General features: G+C 39.2%; 16 protein-coding genes and 1 tRNA gene. 5 read left to right on the forward strand and 12 right to left on the reverse strand.

The genetic code is table 11. The annotated features are described in order from the left end of the window. Window positions 1-70: 70 nt before the first annotated feature. From FD50_RS09635 to FD50_RS09655, 5 genes are all read right to left on the reverse strand, one after another. A complete protein-coding gene (locus tag FD50_RS09635) occupies window positions 71-1,534 on the reverse strand; it encodes an APC family permease (protein WP_056961335.1) in 1,464 nt (487 codons plus the stop codon). Window positions 1,535-1,701: 167 nt separating this feature from the next. Further along, complete coding sequence (locus tag FD50_RS09640; protein WP_054757957.1) at window positions 1,702-2,124, reverse strand: hypothetical protein; 423 nt, start codon at window positions 2,122-2,124, stop codon at window positions 1,702-1,704. A gap of 163 nt (window positions 2,125-2,287) precedes the next feature. Then, window positions 2,288-2,620, reverse strand: a complete 333-nt coding sequence (locus FD50_RS09645; protein WP_054757956.1) for a hypothetical protein — start codon at window positions 2,618-2,620, stop codon at window positions 2,288-2,290. A gap of 21 nt (window positions 2,621-2,641) precedes the next feature. Further along, complete coding sequence (locus tag FD50_RS09650) at window positions 2,642-3,085, reverse strand: universal stress protein (protein ID WP_056961337.1); 444 nt, start codon at window positions 3,083-3,085, stop codon at window positions 2,642-2,644. A gap of 63 nt (window positions 3,086-3,148) precedes the next feature. Further along, on the reverse strand, window positions 3,149-3,436 hold the full coding sequence (locus FD50_RS09655; RefSeq protein WP_054757955.1) for a hypothetical protein: 288 nt from the start codon (window positions 3,434-3,436) through the stop codon (window positions 3,149-3,151). Window positions 3,437-3,597: 161 nt separating this feature from the next. Between FD50_RS09655 and FD50_RS09660 the strand changes: the two genes are divergently transcribed. Together FD50_RS09660 and FD50_RS09665 are read left to right on the forward strand one after the other, a co-directional pair. After that, window positions 3,598-3,681, forward strand: a tRNA-Leu gene (locus tag FD50_RS09660). Between the two features lie 759 nt (window positions 3,682-4,440). After that, entirely contained in the window at window positions 4,441-6,060 is a 1,620-nt protein-coding gene (locus FD50_RS09665) for a 6-pyruvoyl-tetrahydropterin synthase-related protein (RefSeq protein WP_056961340.1), read from the forward strand. A 122-nt stretch (window positions 6,061-6,182) separates the two neighbouring features. Here FD50_RS09665 and FD50_RS09670 read toward each other — a convergent pair whose 3' ends face one another. Next, the gene (locus tag FD50_RS09670) at window positions 6,183-6,383 is read right to left on the reverse strand and encodes a cold-shock protein (protein WP_054757953.1); all 201 of its coding nucleotides are present in this window, start codon (window positions 6,381-6,383) and stop codon (window positions 6,183-6,185) included. A gap of 285 nt (window positions 6,384-6,668) precedes the next feature. Here FD50_RS09670 and FD50_RS09675 point away from each other — a divergent pair, with 285 nt between their 5' ends. Then, complete coding sequence (locus FD50_RS09675; protein ID WP_156653532.1) at window positions 6,669-6,956, forward strand: hypothetical protein; 288 nt, start codon at window positions 6,669-6,671, stop codon at window positions 6,954-6,956. A gap of 161 nt (window positions 6,957-7,117) precedes the next feature. Here the strand turns inward: FD50_RS09675 and FD50_RS09680 are convergent, their stop codons facing one another. Further along, window positions 7,118-7,402, reverse strand: a complete 285-nt coding sequence (locus FD50_RS09680; protein ID WP_056961342.1) for a hypothetical protein — start codon at window positions 7,400-7,402, stop codon at window positions 7,118-7,120. Between the two features lie 149 nt (window positions 7,403-7,551). Between FD50_RS09680 and FD50_RS09685 the strand changes: the two genes are divergently transcribed. Further along, a complete protein-coding gene (locus FD50_RS09685; protein WP_054757951.1) occupies window positions 7,552-7,842 on the forward strand; it encodes a hypothetical protein in 291 nt (96 codons plus the stop codon). 24 nt (window positions 7,843-7,866) lie between these two features. On the opposite strand, the gene FD50_RS09690 is transcribed toward FD50_RS09685, so the two are convergent. The 3 genes from FD50_RS09690 to pepV all read right to left on the reverse strand — a co-directional run bounded on the left by FD50_RS09690 (window position 7,867) and on the right by pepV (window position 10,938). After that, window positions 7,867-9,042 (reverse strand): AbrB/MazE/SpoVT family DNA-binding domain-containing protein, encoded by a 1,176-nt coding sequence (locus FD50_RS09690; protein WP_056961344.1) that lies wholly within the window; start codon window positions 9,040-9,042, stop codon window positions 7,867-7,869. Between the two features lie 149 nt (window positions 9,043-9,191). Then, entirely contained in the window at window positions 9,192-9,437 is a 246-nt protein-coding gene (locus tag FD50_RS09695; RefSeq protein WP_054757958.1) for a hypothetical protein, read from the reverse strand. 100 nt (window positions 9,438-9,537) lie between these two features. Further along, window positions 9,538-10,938, reverse strand: coding sequence for a dipeptidase PepV (pepV, locus tag FD50_RS09700; RefSeq protein WP_056961346.1), 1,401 nt, complete (start codon window positions 10,936-10,938; stop codon window positions 9,538-9,540). A gap of 143 nt (window positions 10,939-11,081) precedes the next feature. Between pepV and FD50_RS09705 the strand changes: the two genes are divergently transcribed. Further along, window positions 11,082-11,924 (forward strand): NAD(P)H-hydrate dehydratase, encoded by an 843-nt coding sequence (locus FD50_RS09705; protein ID WP_056961349.1) that lies wholly within the window; start codon window positions 11,082-11,084, stop codon window positions 11,922-11,924. 13 nt (window positions 11,925-11,937) lie between these two features. Here the strand turns inward: FD50_RS09705 and FD50_RS09710 are convergent, their stop codons facing one another. Together FD50_RS09710 and FD50_RS09715 are read right to left on the reverse strand one after the other, a co-directional pair. Beyond that, window positions 11,938-12,666, reverse strand: a complete 729-nt coding sequence (locus FD50_RS09710; protein ID WP_056961352.1) for a pseudouridine synthase — start codon at window positions 12,664-12,666, stop codon at window positions 11,938-11,940. A gap of 7 nt (window positions 12,667-12,673) precedes the next feature. After that, on the reverse strand, window positions 12,674-14,317 hold the full coding sequence (locus FD50_RS09715; RefSeq protein ID WP_156653535.1) for a putative polysaccharide biosynthesis protein: 1,644 nt from the start codon (window positions 14,315-14,317) through the stop codon (window positions 12,674-12,676). Between the last annotated feature and the right edge of the window lie 394 nt (window positions 14,318-14,711).

Below are 14,711 nucleotides of genomic sequence, written 5' to 3' on the forward strand. Positions count from 1 at the left end.
CCTTTTTTTCTATCTTTCAATTTCTAAATTAGTACATTTAACTTACTTGCTGGCTGAATTTAGCCGCAAATTACTTATTTTTTTCTTCATTTTCTTTGGCTTGACTTCGCTTACTCAAGAAAGAATGACGCATCCCATAACCAAAGTAAATTACCAGACCGAAAATAAACCAATATAAGGCATATAACTTAGCCCCCATATCAAGTCCCCAGAAAACAGCAAACGCGGCCAAAAATGCTAATGCTGGCATAACAGGGTATAACGGCATCTTAAAACTTGGTTCTGGTAAGTCTTTTCCTTCGCGTGGACGCAGTGCGTAAATTCCCAGAGAAACAAACATAAATGCAATCAACGTCCCAGCTGAAATCAACTGTGCTAAAAAGGCAAATGGGAACACAGCGCCTAAAATAACCCCCACAATCGACAGCACAACTAAGGCACGATTAGGTAAATTATCTTTGTTCAAAGAACCCAGCCATTTTGGAAGCATTCCATCACGTCCAAAGGAATAAAGTAACCGTGAACCAGCCATCATCATCCCGATCAAAGCGGTAAACATCCCCACAACAGCGACTGTTTGGACGACAATTGCAATAATTGGATGACCACTTTCACGCAAAGCCCAGCCAACAGGTTCAGCGTTATTAGCATAGCTTGAGTATTTGAACATTCCTACCATTACAAGTGAAACACTCACAAATAATATCACGGCTAAAACAAGTGATCCCAAAATACCGCGTGGCATTGTCTTTTTGGGATCCTTGGCTTCTGCAGAATTAGCAGCAATTGAATCAAAACCGATATAAGACAGGAAGATTGAAGAAACCCCAGCGTAAATTCCTTGCCAGCCACCAAAAGCAGAACCATCAGCGTTCGGATGATATTTTGGAATAAAAGGAGAATAATTTGAAGCATGAATGGCTGTTAAGCCAACAAAAACAAACAGTAAAATTGCTAAAACTTTAAGTACCACCAAAATATTCTCAACACGTGCTGCGCCTGACACACCACGGGCTAGCAATAATCCTACTAAGATAACCACAATTACAGCGACTAAATCAATTACTCCACCTGAAGTACCATATGCACTAGAAAGTTGTTTAGGTAAGACAAGCCCAAGCGGTTCAATCAAACCACGAAAGTTTGCGGATAACCCAGAAGCCACAAAGGCAACTGCGATAAAATACTCTGCTAACAGTGCCCAACCCGCAATCCAACCAAAAAACTCTCCGAAAATTACGTTGATCCATGAATATGCAGAACCAGCAAAGGGCATTGCAGATGACATTTCAGCATAGGCAAAGGCAACCAACCCAGCTACAATTGCCGCTACTAAAAACGAAAGTGCCACCGCTGGACCAGCATGCGAAGCTGCGACAACTCCAGGAAGCGTAAAGATAGAGGTTGAAACAATTGTACCGACACCCAGAGCCAAGAAATCCTTGACCGTTAAGACTTGACTTAAATGGGAGTCTTTATCTTGATACACATTTGGATCCTCTTTTAACAACATTCGTTTAAAAAAACTTTTCATAACCATTCTCCCTTTAAATAATTTGTAAATATAAGAATTATAACAATTTTATTAAGAAAGTCAAGGTTACAAATCATCGTTTTTTAACGTATGCTCTTCAAAAAGCTTTATCAAAGGATTCAATAATTAGAATCTTTTAATTTCAGTATCTCTGCCACTTACATTTACTAAAATTTTTCATCTAACAGTAAATTCTGCATAAAAATAACTGGTGCACAAATTTGCAAAAATGCATATTTAAGAAAATTGAGCGCAAAATCCAACAACAATTCACGCAAGTCGTTCTTCTTTTGCGGATGCTGCTTGCGCCTAAGTTCATTAGCTGTATCCGTTAATTCTGTGTGTTCTTCTTTGATTTTGCCTCTTCTACTCAAGGTTGCTGTCTCGGAAATTTCATTAAGATTATCACTCTTTTTGCCTTTTTCTCTCGACATATTAAATGGATAGAGCATCACAAAGTTGCTAACTAGGTAATAGTCCAACAAAAGCTTCCAACTACTAGATGATATTAACTGAACACCTGCTAATAAAATCGCAAAAGAAAGTCCTCCACGCAACAGAATGCTTCCGTATTGTTTAAAATTACTCATACATAAAGCCCTCACTTTAAAAGTTTACTGCATAAAAACACTACTTATGCTAACACATCGCTAGAAACAACACAAAAACAAAAAAGATCCAAATACGTAGCTAATATACGTAAATTGATCTCCCCCAAAAAATATAGCTTAATTTTAACGTTAATCACTTTTACTACGCTTTGTCAAAGTCTTTCATCAACTTCTCCGTTAAGTGATTAATATAGATCATTGCTACCGTATACAAATCGAGAAAATAGATTAGGATTCCTAGCGAACCATAGAAAGCCATAGAAACAGCAATCCAGAAAAGCAACTGACTAAGAATCGTCCACTTTCTTCGAGTTGCAATTGTACTTTTAATCTCTGGATCATCTGTCTTTTTCAGAATTTCTGCCTTTTTTTGTCCCAGCTTATCCCGCATCTTCTTCACCGCTACACTGAGCCTGAAATTGTACACCATCAAGAGGACCAGACTGCACAAAGCAAGTAACTCAAATCTTGTCATCGCAGCTTCTCTCCCTTCTTACTAAACTACTAGCACATCGCATTTTGCCATTCGAATTACACTGTCCGTCACTGCGCCCATCAACAAGCGTTCAACTGCCGACAACCCGGTTTTTCCAATCACAATCAAATCAATTGGATAATCAGCAGGAAAGTCTTGTGTAATGACGACGCGTGGAGAACCAAAGCGAGCATGGATTCCAAGATTGGTAAATCCTTCCTTAGCAAATCTATCTTTGAGCTTTGTCAAATAATCTTGAATATACTCAAAGGAAGAATAAATCATATCTCCCGTGCCGCTCATCACACCACCAAAATTAGTCGTAAATTGTTTAACATCAATCACGTTCAAAACCTCAACCCGGCTATCATTTTGTTTTGCAATTTCAATAGCTCGTGCAAGTGCCTTTTCCGCATTTTGTGACCCATCTACAGGTACTAAAATATTACGATATTGTTTTTCCATAGAATCACTCCCCTTGCCTTGTTTCCCTAATGCCATTATACCATTAACAGTTATAAGAATCTTTTAACCTTTATTAAAGGTTGCAATGAAATTACGACAACTTTGTCGAATATTTCCCAGTTCATTTAATAATTCCTGTTTATCTTCCACAGATTCGGAAATTTTTAATAGCAGTTCATGATAAGCTTTGTTAGTAGTATTTTTTTTCAATTCGCTGGCACTCGCTTTTTTAATACTTGTAAAAATCAAGGTTGCAGTATAAAGATTACCCGCAGCCGCTAATTCAATTGCATTTTGTGCCCCATCACGATAAATTCCTGCACGTTCCAGATAATAATTTTTCTCTTCCATCAATAACACCCCGTTCGCGCATGGCTACGCTTTCATTACGCTAAATTTTACTCGTTGCATTCTTATTTTGCAAGACTCGGGTTAGTCGACTTTTAAATAAAATTTGTTCTTCCATTTTAACGCAACCTATTGTATACTATTTAAGTGCTATTAATTCAGCTGCCCTCGTGGCGGAATTGGCAGACGCGCAGCGTTCAGGTCGCTGTTTGGGTTTCCAAGTACAGGTTCGACTCCTGCCGAGGGCATTTCTTATACAATTTAGACAGTTTTACAAGCCTTGAAACGTTGATTTCAAGGCTTTTTTATTTGATAGATTATTGTAGCTTAATGTAGATTTTACATTTTTGATGCAATTACATCAGCAAAAATACCACACAATTATGTGTGAAATTAAAAGTCTTTATCCATGCAACATTAATTAGACAAGTGACTTTTCCTGCTAAGGGCATCATATAAACCTTTAAATCAAGGCTTCAAAAGTAATTAGGACATCAGCTAAGTATAAGTGCTGGTGTTTTTTTATTGCGTAAAAAAGACTCCTTACGAATTTTCCCCCAACAAGTAGCATTTAACGTCCAAATATAAAAAGAGTCATCTCAATTAAGAGACAACTCAAAGAGAGAAAATGCTTTATTGGGATAAAACACCATCTATACTCTATAATATTACTCAAAGAAAGCTAATGCAACTCTATTTTAGCTAAAGAGACTGTAACTGCTAAATTCAAGTTGCTTTAACCAAAAGACCAGTGCTTGTTGAAACTTTTACGTTTCAGGTCATTGCCCGAACCGTTCCGTAATTTGGACCTAAACAAGTAACCGTCTGATTAAACTACCGCTAAAAACATTTAAAAATGCTAATCTTTGTTGTATAATTCACCGAGGAAAACCTGTGAGTTGCTAGCACAAGTAAACGGGGAAAGTACTTGACTAGGGACTTGCAAGTATTTAAGGAAAGCTATTTCAATTATTTGAGTATTATTTACTAGATTCAGGGGGAGCACATTGAACTTTTTAAAAATTAAAAAAACTGCTGCAGTTATTTTGGGGAGTTTGCTGGGAAGCTATTTGTATCTAGTTCCCTTTTTTTACGATGGCAAGCTACGCGTTGGACACTGGTTAGAAAGTGACGCTAACTTCCACTTGTCTCGGCTTTATGGTTTAAACAATGCATTTTCACACCCAATTAACTATATTTCGTTTAAAGGCGTTGGCCAAGGTGTTAATTATTTTTACCCGTGGCTTACTTTTTACCCAGCCCATTTATTGGCTAATTTGCTACATAATGAAGTCGCCGGCTTCATTGCTTTTTTGTTCATGATTACTTGCCTAACCTTTGTACTTTCCTATTACAGTGCACGGGCGCTTTTTAATAGCGAACGCTGCGCAGTTGTCTTTAGTATAATTTATCCATTTTCTGCTGGGCGTGCCGTAAATGTTTTCCAAAGGGCCGATATTGGCGAAATTATTGCCATGGCTTTTTTCCCAGTCGTGCTGCTTTGTTTCTACAAATTAGTCCTTAAAGCAGCCAATGATTACTGGTTGTTACTCGCGGTTTCCAGTGCATTGATAATATATTCGCACGTTCTTTCAAGCATTTTCTTGTTCTTCACACTCTTATTATTGTTGCTGTGCAGCTGGTCACAAATTTCAAATAAAGCTGCCTTGCTTATTGCTTTTCTTAAAAGTGCCTTTTTAACTTTAGGATTAACTGCTTTTTTTTGGTTACCTTTATTGCAACAAGTCCATCACCTGCAAATCACACCACCCAGTATTAAAAAACTAGCAGATTCAGCAGTTGATGTTAGTTGGTTATTGACTAATTCCTTAAGTAATTCGATTGGAAATGGTAACTCCGTCCTCGGATTAGTCCTGACAGTTCTTTTTATTGGTGGTGCTTTAAAATTACAGCAAGCGGACTACAATTATCGGGTCCTTTGGTTTGTGAGTGCGTTTCTTCTTTTTCTAACAACCAACTTATTTCCTTGGTTTCTATTTCAAAACACACCCATCAAAATGATTCAATTTCCATGGAGATTCATTGAAGTTGCGACCCTGCTGATTTCCGTCAGCGGAACATGGCTTCTTAGAAAGACTCGCAACAGAAATATTTTACTCTTGCTACTTTTAGTCCTTGCTATCCACACCGCAACTTCATTTAATTTACGCAAAGGCGCAGTTGCTGTCATAGACGGTCAAAATTATTTGACCACTGTCAAAAATACTGAATCAAGTGATTATTATCCACTAAAAAGCAGTCAGGGATATCAAGAAACCATTGCAGCTAAACGGTTTATCGTCGATCAGACCGCCCAAAATCTTAAATTTCACGCTTCCAACAAACAAGTCCAACTTCAGATGCTAGCCAAAAATAAAGCCCAAACAGTAGACACCCCTTTTCTGAGATACTTAGGTACAAGCGTCCACGTTGAGGGCAAAAAGCTGCCTGTATCAACTTCGCCAAGAGGCACTGTGCTCATCAAAGTACCTGCTAAAAGTACCCAGGTAACATTGACAAGCTCATATACTAAATTAGGTAATTTTTCAAAAGTTCTTTCTCTGTTTTCACTGGCGATTACTTTTTTAATAGGCTGCTGGAAATACTTTAAATTACTTTCCAATTAACATGAAAATTTGTTAGTAAAAAATTCATCGCAATTTTAAGACAATCTAAAAGGCTGCGACAAAACGTTAATTTCATCACAGCCTTGATCTTACTTAATTGTCAGTATTACTCACACTAAAGGTTACTGTGCAACCACGTTAGCTGCCTGTGGTCCACGATCACCAGCTTCTTCATCAAAAGTAACTTTTTCACCTTCGTCTAAGGTCTTAAAGCCGTCCTTTTGAATAGCTGAGAAATGCACAAAAACATCTTTACCATCTTCACCGGTGATAAAGCCATAACCTTTATCTGCATTAAACCATTTAACTGTACCATTTTTCATATTATAATCCCCCTAGGATAAAAACCAAACAAACAGACCAACATATGTTAACACCTGAAGGAATTAAAAATAACATGAAACATGATACTTTTTTTTCGTACAAATGCTAAGAACGACTACATATTAGCATATTATCTGCTAAAGAACAACAAGTAACTATAGCATGAACAATTCAATTTCTTATTTTTTACTTTACGTGAATTTTACAATTTAGTTTAAGATCTCTAATAATTCCGTTTTTTAAGGTTTTTTTCTGATATAATTATCTTTGTTAATAAAGAAGGGATGGTAACATTGCTTGACTTTGAATTCATTAAGGAGTTTTTATACTTTATAAGCTGTTCTTCACTCCAAGATGGTCCTTCCGAAAAAGAAGTACTTGCGTTCGCTCTTTCCAAGGGAATTAGCAAACATGAGCTAGGCTACATTGAAATCCTTTTGTACGAAGCCCAATTTACTACTAAAAAACCGCTTCAAATTGAAGGCCATTTCGTCAGTCTGTCTCCCGGCAAGATTACAGCAATTGGTCAAAAAAGCGTAAACTCCGACTCTGATAATGTTATTTCGCTTTAAAAGCTACATAAATTTGAAAAAGCAACACATGTCTATCAAAAAGGACTTTGACGCAAGCCCCTTTTTGATTACACATGACACATAATAACGGCTATATTCTGATCACGATGTTAACTTATCTGAATATGGTCTCTTTTTAGTGGAATAATACTTGTGCGCCTTTATTTTCGGTGTGGCAAAGAAATCACTGTACCGTAACCGTGAAGCATCACATATTTTGGACCCACTACTACATTCACAATTTGGGGGACAAAATGCACACCAATAATTCCATCACCGTTTTTAGCAACTGCTTTTTCGATCAATTTAGTTTTAACCTGAGTATACAATTCTTCGTAACAATCAACTTCATCAATTTGTTCTGCTGTTAAAGTCCTTTTAAGCGTTGCATTAACAACACCTAGAATCATGTAAGACTGATTAATTTCACCTGTAGTAAGAAACATTTGTCCACTTCCCTAATTTTTCATCTGTTATATTTTAATTTTAGAGAAACTTTCCTAAATTAACAACTAAAAAATGCAAATGGTAACTAAAATTGCTGATCTTTCTGACACATGCTATAATTATTTTCATCGTGAAAGGTGGTTACACAATGGATTTTTATATTAACTTAACGAACAATCTCAAACTTCAGATTGACTCAGATACAGTCATCACTGGCTATGTAGTCAAGGGCAATATCAAAGACACACATCTTGAAAAGGTTTTTTCGACCTCCTTTGAAGACTGGAACAAGACCCAGCATGAAGAAAGCAGTAGCCAAGAGATGTTCGACTACCTTGCCTGTATTTTGACGCATATCGATTGGTTCTCAATTGGACGGGCTGATAATCATCCGCAAATATACAGCACTAATAGCGTTCAAAGTATCATTAAATTCTAATTAAGACACTTAAAGCATGCGAAGTTATTTAATAACGACTTCATAATGCTTTTTTTGTGTGCTGATCATAGCTTGTAACTGCTGCAGCAACAGCAATAGCCAGCTAAAAGAAAGTACAAAAGCAATTAATTCAAATGCCGTTAAAGACAAATAACCGATCGGAGAAAACAAAAGCGAAGCCCCCAGCAAAGAAGCCCCAATTGCATAAGACAAATGCTTAAAAGTTGGTTCCATTTGTGGCAGCAAAATTCCGACCAAAGCAATGATAATCAACAGCAGATAGACCATCAGGCTTGCTGCCTGCGTATGCAGCTCATGCAATAGGCCGCGCCCGTTGTTAGCAAATAGGCCTACCCCGCCAAGGCACACCGCAAAAGCAGTTAACAAAATGTGTAGGATGAATAAGCGCCGATTCCTACCAAACTTTTGATCAAGCGCTGCAAAAATAAAATCAATTAGTGCAGCTAGCAATAAGGCCGACGTAATCAAAGTCAAATTAAATTGCCAACTGCTGCTTGCCTGGCTCGTCCCTAAAAAGCTGACATTGTGTTCCCACCAATGTTTATTGCTATTAGTGATCATTGAGGCAAGCGCCCCTCCGATGATCACACAGACAAACAAAATAAAAATTACTGCTGGTGAAAGACGACTTTCTGCATACAGCATAAAATAATTAACGACACTGCAAAATAACAAGAAGATAAAAGAAGAGGTCAAAAGATCAAAAGCAGCTCCTTCAAATAACAACTCCAGCAACCAAAAAAAAGATAGCAGGCTAATCGCCAAAATCAGCACAAACGACAACATAATAGTAAGAAAGCTACGCCAGTAAAGCTTCTCTCCCAACCAAGACTGGATGAGTTTACGATCCTTGAGATAAAAAGAAGCAAAAACTAATGATCCGCTTAACGTCCCTAAAAGAATTGTTAAACTCGCAATCGATTCGTTCCCTGCAAGATTAATAGGTTCCTGTCCTCTTATATAAAAATATCCCCCAAAAAGCACAGTGAAAAAAAGTGCTGGTAAAAAGAAACGCAACGGTGAAATATTGGTATGGTAATCTGTTTGTGTGACAGGTTCAATCACTATTTTCCCTGCAGGATAATGTGAATAGGAAAGCTTGACTTTGTCTCCTTTTTTAACCTTTAACTTTTCTAAAATAGCATCTGGCAATATAATCTTGTGGTTGCTCTTAGTCATCTTTTTCACTCCTGCATTTAATTTACTGCAAAACTCCCCCGAGTTCGCTTTTATTTCCAAAGTAGTCATACAAAAAAACAAGAAGTCGGCACACACAGCACCATCTTCTTGTTAAGCTTCAGGAATTATTCCTACCGCTTTTACTATCTTTAAATAAAAATACGATAATTTCTCTTTGTAATGTTGATAGTCTCCCGCGTTGTTCTTTTAGAATTCAACTTCAACAAATTCCTTAACATATGTTCAAGCTTCTGGTCATCCAATAAGCGTGTTAAAACGTCTTTATCGACCTTGATCGCCAATTTTTCCTTCTTGCTGGGAACCAAAAATGTCTTTGTTTGCTCGTCTTCTGCTAAGACGTTTTCTTCCACTTCATGCATAAAATTCTTTTGCACGCTATGACCTCCTATTGCTTTTTCTAATTTAATTTTACGCTTTTTAACAGCAAAATACAAAATTAAAAAAAACTTATGCAAATTCCAAACACTGAATCCCCTATTTAACTAATTCATAAATTGCTTCAGCATAGATCGCAGCTGCACGTAAAAGATCATCAACCGGAATAAATTCATTTGCTTGGTGCATGGTATCCTCTGCTCCAGGAAACATCGCACCAAAAGCCACGCCACGGGGAAGCAATCTTCCATAGGTTCCACCGCCAACAACCATTCCATAACCCTGATTTCCAGTTTGACGTTCATAAACACGCAACAAGGTCTGCACCAATGGATCTTCTGGTGAAACATAGTGCGGTTCCTGTGTTTTGCCTGTCGGATTGAGTTCTGCATCCACTTTTTGAAGAACTTTAGCTAGTCCCGCTTGGAGCTGGGTAGGTTTAATTCCACGCGGATATCTGAAATTCAACGTTATTCTGCCACCTTTAGCAGCCTCAAATTCAAAGATCCCTGCATTCATCGTTAAATCACCCATCACGCTGTCAGTAAAGTTGAGTCCAAAGTTACTCATGCGTGAATCTTGATGCAGATAATCGGCAGCAAAAGAAATAAAATTAAGCGCACCGCCACCCAAGCCTAATTGCTTTAAGAATAACGCTAAGTACGTTCCGGCATTTTCACCATTACGGGGTTCTTGTGCATGTGCAGCTTTGCCCACAATCGTAATAGTAACAAGTCCATCTTCTGCCTGTGCCTGACCAGTAATCGGCATATCAGCTACATAGCGCGCCAAAAGTGGCTGCACCTCTGATAATTCTATTCCGCTTAGGCGTGCACTGGCATCCCGTGGAACCATGTTTTCGCGCAATCCAGCGGTGAATGCCAACAGCTTTACCTGTTCTCCATTTCCACCTTGAAAATCAACATTATAAGTCACATTACCCTTTTCACCATTGATTAATGGGAAAAAAGCATCTGGAGAAAAGCCAAAATCAGGGGTTGGCATTTTTTCAAAATAATGCGTCATGCAGCGCCAACCGCTCTCTTCATCTGTTCCGAGAATCAGACGAACTTTCTTACTAATAGGCAGTTGCAACTCCTTGAGCAGCTTAAGCCCGTAATAAGCTGCCATTGCGGGTCCTTTATCATCTGAAGCTCCGCGCGCATAAAGCCGTCCATCCTTGATAACCGGTATAAAAGGATTTGTCTGCCAGCCCTGACCTGCAGGCATAACATCCACATGTGCAAGAATTCCCAAAGTCTCTTTACCGGTTCCATACTCAATATGACCTGCTACATGGTCAACATTTTCAGTCTTGAATCCGTCACGCTGAGCAGCCTCTAAAAATTTCTCCAATGCTGCGCGCGGTCCTGGTCCAAAAGGGGCCGCACCTGTTGCCTGCGTTTCATCCCGCACACTCTCAATCTTGAGCAGCGCTTGTAGATCAGTTAACAACGCTTCCCGTCTTTTTTGGATCTCTTCTTTCCAATTGATCTGCATCTTATCAGCCTCCAAATTTTTACAGCACAACTGTTTATTTATCCACTTGATTGATTTTACCACGACACGCGTAGCTTCTAAAAGTCTTTACCTTATTCCTGTTGTATAATAAAGTGCAATCTTTAAACAAAGGAGCTTAAGAAATGCAAATTCTAGATGAAAAAAGTTTAAAACGTGTTATTCAAGTCCGTCCGCTAAACAGTCATAAAGGCAACTTTGGTAAGATACTCACAGTCGGTGGAACACGCCAATATGGTGGAGCAATTATTATGTCTACCTCGGCTGCGATTCACGCAGGTGCGGGTCTGGTAAGTTGCGCCAGCTCGCCGCTCAATTTAACTGCCTTACACACCATTGTTCCAGAAGCAATGTTTATCGATTCTACCGTTGCAAAGGAGCTGCGCCAAGCAGTTGCTGCTGCAGATGTGATCGTGATTGGTCCTGGATTAGGAACAAGCGCTCATTCCCTTGAAATTTTAAGCACAGTTTTGCAAAGCACACATAAAGAACAATTCTTAATTATTGACGGTTCTGCCATTACTCTCTTAGCAGACAACCGGGAACTTTTAGCATTGTTGCACGGGCTCCAAGTTGTTTTTACTCCTCATCAAATGGAATGGCAGCGCCTGAGCGGAATTCAAATTAGCGCTCAGACTAATGCTCAAAATCTTCACGTCCAACAAGCTCTCAAAGCAACTGTCGTCTTAAAAAAGTACCAGACCGTTATTTACCATTTGGATGGTTCGATCGCACAATTAAAAACTGGTGGTCCCTATATGGCCACTGGCGGAATGGGGGACACCTTAACTGGAATCATCGCAGCCTTTTTAGGACAATTTCACACATCTACCCCTGAACAAGTTGTTGATGCCGCCGTCTACATTCATAGCGCTATTGCAGCAGAGCTCTCGCGTTCACGCTACGTTGTCTTGCCAACAGATATTATTGGAAAATTACAGGAATTCATGTTGCACGCTCTTAAATAAACTTTTTGCTTTTTTAACTTAGCGTGTTTAATTGCTTAAATAAAGCAAGCTCAGCCGGCGTCAAAGCTCTAACTTGGCCAGCCTTAAGTTGCGGATCAAGTTGGAGTTGCCCAATTGCACAACGCTGCAATTGTAAAACCTTCATTCCAACTGCGCCGAACATTCTTTTAATCTGATGATATTTACCTTCCACAATCACAATCTGCACACTGCTTTTTCCAGTTGGTACATTCCCTTTTAAAAGTGTCAGTTGGGCAGGGCGCGTAACTTCCCCCGTTCGCAGTGTCAGTCCAGCAGAAAATTGGCTGCAAATCTGCGCAGTTACCGTACCAGCGACAAGCGCACGGTATGTTTTTGCGACATGCTTCTTGGGTGACATTAACTGATGGGCGAAGTGCCCGTCATTAGTTAGCAATAATAAACCGGTCGTGTCCTTATCTAATCTGCCGACTGGAAAAATACCCTTTCGCGCTGATTCGGGTAACAAGGAAAGGACCGTTTGCTGTTGTGGGTCGGTGGTGGCTGAAATCACTCCAGCAGGTTTATTTAACATCAAATAGCGCTTACTTTCATAATGAAGCTCGTCACCGAAAGCACTAATCACATCCTGTTGCGGGTCAACGTGTTTTTTGCCACTAGTTGCTTTAGCACCATTAACAGTGATTGCGCCGTCTTGCAGGAGCTTTCTCACTTGGGAACGCGTTCTTCCCAAAGTTGTTGCTACTAGTTTATCAAGTCTCATCTTTTGATCACCTGATTCGAAGCAAGCTGCGCAGATGACCTGCCTTACTTCCTAAAATTTTATCTGCCAAACGGGTCTTCAAACATAGATAAACATAGCAAAAGCCACCCGTTCCAGCGCTAAGAATCAGCGCAAGAAGAGCCTGAACCCGATACTGTATATTTAAGAACAATCCACTAAGCTCTACTGTTCCAAGCGCCACGATAAAGGTCAGCAGCGAAAAGAGCAACAAGGCATCGAACCGTCTGGTAACACGCCGTAAATCAAGCTGATCAGAATAATAGAATCGCCGCAGCATCAACCAGTTAGAGACCATCATCCCGATGGCCGTCGCCATCAGTGGTCCAAACGGCTGGAAAATTGCAGTCAATGGTACCTGCACTATTATTTTGACAATCATGCCAATTGCAAAGTACTGGACTGCTTGTTTATTTTGGTAAACACCCTGAAGTAGCGAAGAAAGTACCATAAATAATCCAATCGGCAGTGCAACATATGAAGAAAAGCTCAACACATAGATTCCTGTCAAATCATACTGATAAAAAACAACATACAGCGGTTTGGCAACTGCCGCCATTCCAAGTGAACATGGCAACATTAGCAATAAGAAAAGCTCAATTGCATCATTGATTTGGGTAGAAATCTGCTCTTGATCCTTTTTCGTATAAGCTTCTGATAATAACGGAATTGCAGTCGCCGCCATCGCAGCAGCCAAAGAGATAGTTATCATAATCAGTTTGTTTGCATTCCCAGCAAAAATCGCGTAAAAATCATCAATCGCTTTAACACTGTAGTTTGTAAAAAACAGCATAATTTTTTTAAATGTAAATTGATCCAGTAAATTATACAAAGTTGTTGAGACCCCAATAATGATAAAGGGAATTGATTCGATTAACAGTGCTTTAATAACCTGTCCATCCGAGACAGAAAGTTGATTTGCACTTTGCCTTGCTAATTCTGCCAGCCGCTTTTTCTTTTTCAAATAAAAGAAACCTAAGAAAAGAAATCCTCCAAGTGCACCAACAAAAGCGGCAAAAGTTGAATGCACAACCCCTGTAACATAGCTGCCTCTAAAGACCTTCATAATTAAATAGGTCGCTGCAAGCATGTAGATAATCCGGGCAACCTGCTCTAGTAGCTGCGACATCGCTGACGGAAACATATCTTGATACCCCTGAAAGAACCCACGTGTCAAGCTCATCAATGGAATAATCGTTAACGCTACTGCAAGTGAACGATAGACGGGAACTACTTTCGGATCACCTTGAGAAAGCAGCGGTGCTACGATCCACATAATTAACGCGGCGCAAACTCCTACTCCCAGCATGAGAAGTACCAATTTTTTATATAAACGTTGTCCTAATGCATACTCATTTTCAGCATTGTAGTGAGCAACCTGCTTAGCAACAGCTGATGGAATTCCCGCAATCGAGATCATCAAAAAAACACTGTAAACAGTATAACCTTGTGTATACAGATAATTAGCCGCCAAATTATCCTTGCCAAACCATGCGTACCACGGAATGATATAAATTGCTCCCAAGATCCGGGAAAAAATACTTCCCATTGTCATCCAAGCGGAGCCACGTAACATCTTTTCTTTTGCCGATTGATCCTGTCTCACGGAATTGTTTTTAATTTCTGCCGTCATTTTTTTATCTTCCACTGACCTGCCTGCCATTTTTCTTCCTGCCTTTTTCATTAATCCAACTTTGTTAATTTTAAACTGTTTTTAAAGTGCATGCAATCACGCGCATTAAATTTACAACTTTTTAAGGAACAAAATCGAAAAAATGTGCATTATCTTTCACAAAAACTAAGAAAATGTTCCCTAAGGCGATAAAAAGTACGGACTAACACGAAATCACGAACAGCGTGCAGCCTTTACGCTGCCACTTCGACGTTAGACGAAGGATTTTGATCTATAAAGTATCCGGAATAAACTAAGAGGGGCTGTGACAAAAGTTAACTTTTGTCACAGCCCCTCTTTTATTCTGCATAAACGTGTTCCATAAGTCAAAATTCTCCGTCTAACTTCGAATTAC

Source organism: Liquorilactobacillus satsumensis DSM 16230 = JCM 12392 (genome assembly GCF_001435195.1).
In the GTDB taxonomy this organism is placed as follows: Bacteria; Bacillota; Bacilli; order Lactobacillales; family Lactobacillaceae; genus Liquorilactobacillus; species Liquorilactobacillus satsumensis.

Excerpts from the sequence above, each read along its gene's own strand:
- FD50_RS09650 (WP_056961337.1), bottom strand. The coding sequence starts at position 3,085 with ATGGAAAAACAATATCGTAATATTTTAGTACCTGTAGATGGGTCACAA.
- FD50_RS09670 (WP_054757953.1), bottom strand. The coding sequence starts at position 6,383 with ATGAAAAATGGTACAGTTAAATGGTTTAATGCAGATAAAGGTTATGGC.
- FD50_RS09640 (WP_054757957.1), bottom strand. The coding sequence starts at position 2,124 with ATGAGTAATTTTAAACAATACGGAAGCATTCTGTTGCGTGGAGGACTT.
- FD50_RS09690 (WP_056961344.1), bottom strand. The coding sequence starts at position 9,042 with ATGACTAAGAGCAACCACAAGATTATATTGCCAGATGCTATTTTAGAA.
- FD50_RS09705 (WP_056961349.1), top strand. The coding sequence starts at position 11,082 with ATGCAAATTCTAGATGAAAAAAGTTTAAAACGTGTTATTCAAGTCCGT.
- FD50_RS09685 (WP_054757951.1), top strand. The coding sequence starts at position 7,552 with ATGGATTTTTATATTAACTTAACGAACAATCTCAAACTTCAGATTGAC.
- FD50_RS09715 (WP_156653535.1), bottom strand. The coding sequence starts at position 14,317 with ATGACGGCAGAAATTAAAAACAATTCCGTGAGACAGGATCAATCGGCA.
- FD50_RS09680 (WP_056961342.1), bottom strand. The coding sequence starts at position 7,402 with ATGTTTCTTACTACAGGTGAAATTAATCAGTCTTACATGATTCTAGGT.
- pepV (WP_056961346.1), bottom strand. The coding sequence starts at position 10,938 with ATGCAGATCAATTGGAAAGAAGAGATCCAAAAAAGACGGGAAGCGTTG.
- FD50_RS09635 (WP_056961335.1), bottom strand. The coding sequence starts at position 1,534 with ATGAAAAGTTTTTTTAAACGAATGTTGTTAAAAGAGGATCCAAATGTG.
- FD50_RS09710 (WP_056961352.1), bottom strand. The coding sequence starts at position 12,666 with ATGAGACTTGATAAACTAGTAGCAACAACTTTGGGAAGAACGCGTTCC.
- FD50_RS09675 (WP_156653532.1), top strand. The coding sequence starts at position 6,669 with ATGGTAACATTGCTTGACTTTGAATTCATTAAGGAGTTTTTATACTTT.
- FD50_RS09645 (WP_054757956.1), bottom strand. The coding sequence starts at position 2,620 with ATGACAAGATTTGAGTTACTTGCTTTGTGCAGTCTGGTCCTCTTGATG.
- FD50_RS09655 (WP_054757955.1), bottom strand. The coding sequence starts at position 3,436 with ATGGAAGAGAAAAATTATTATCTGGAACGTGCAGGAATTTATCGTGAT.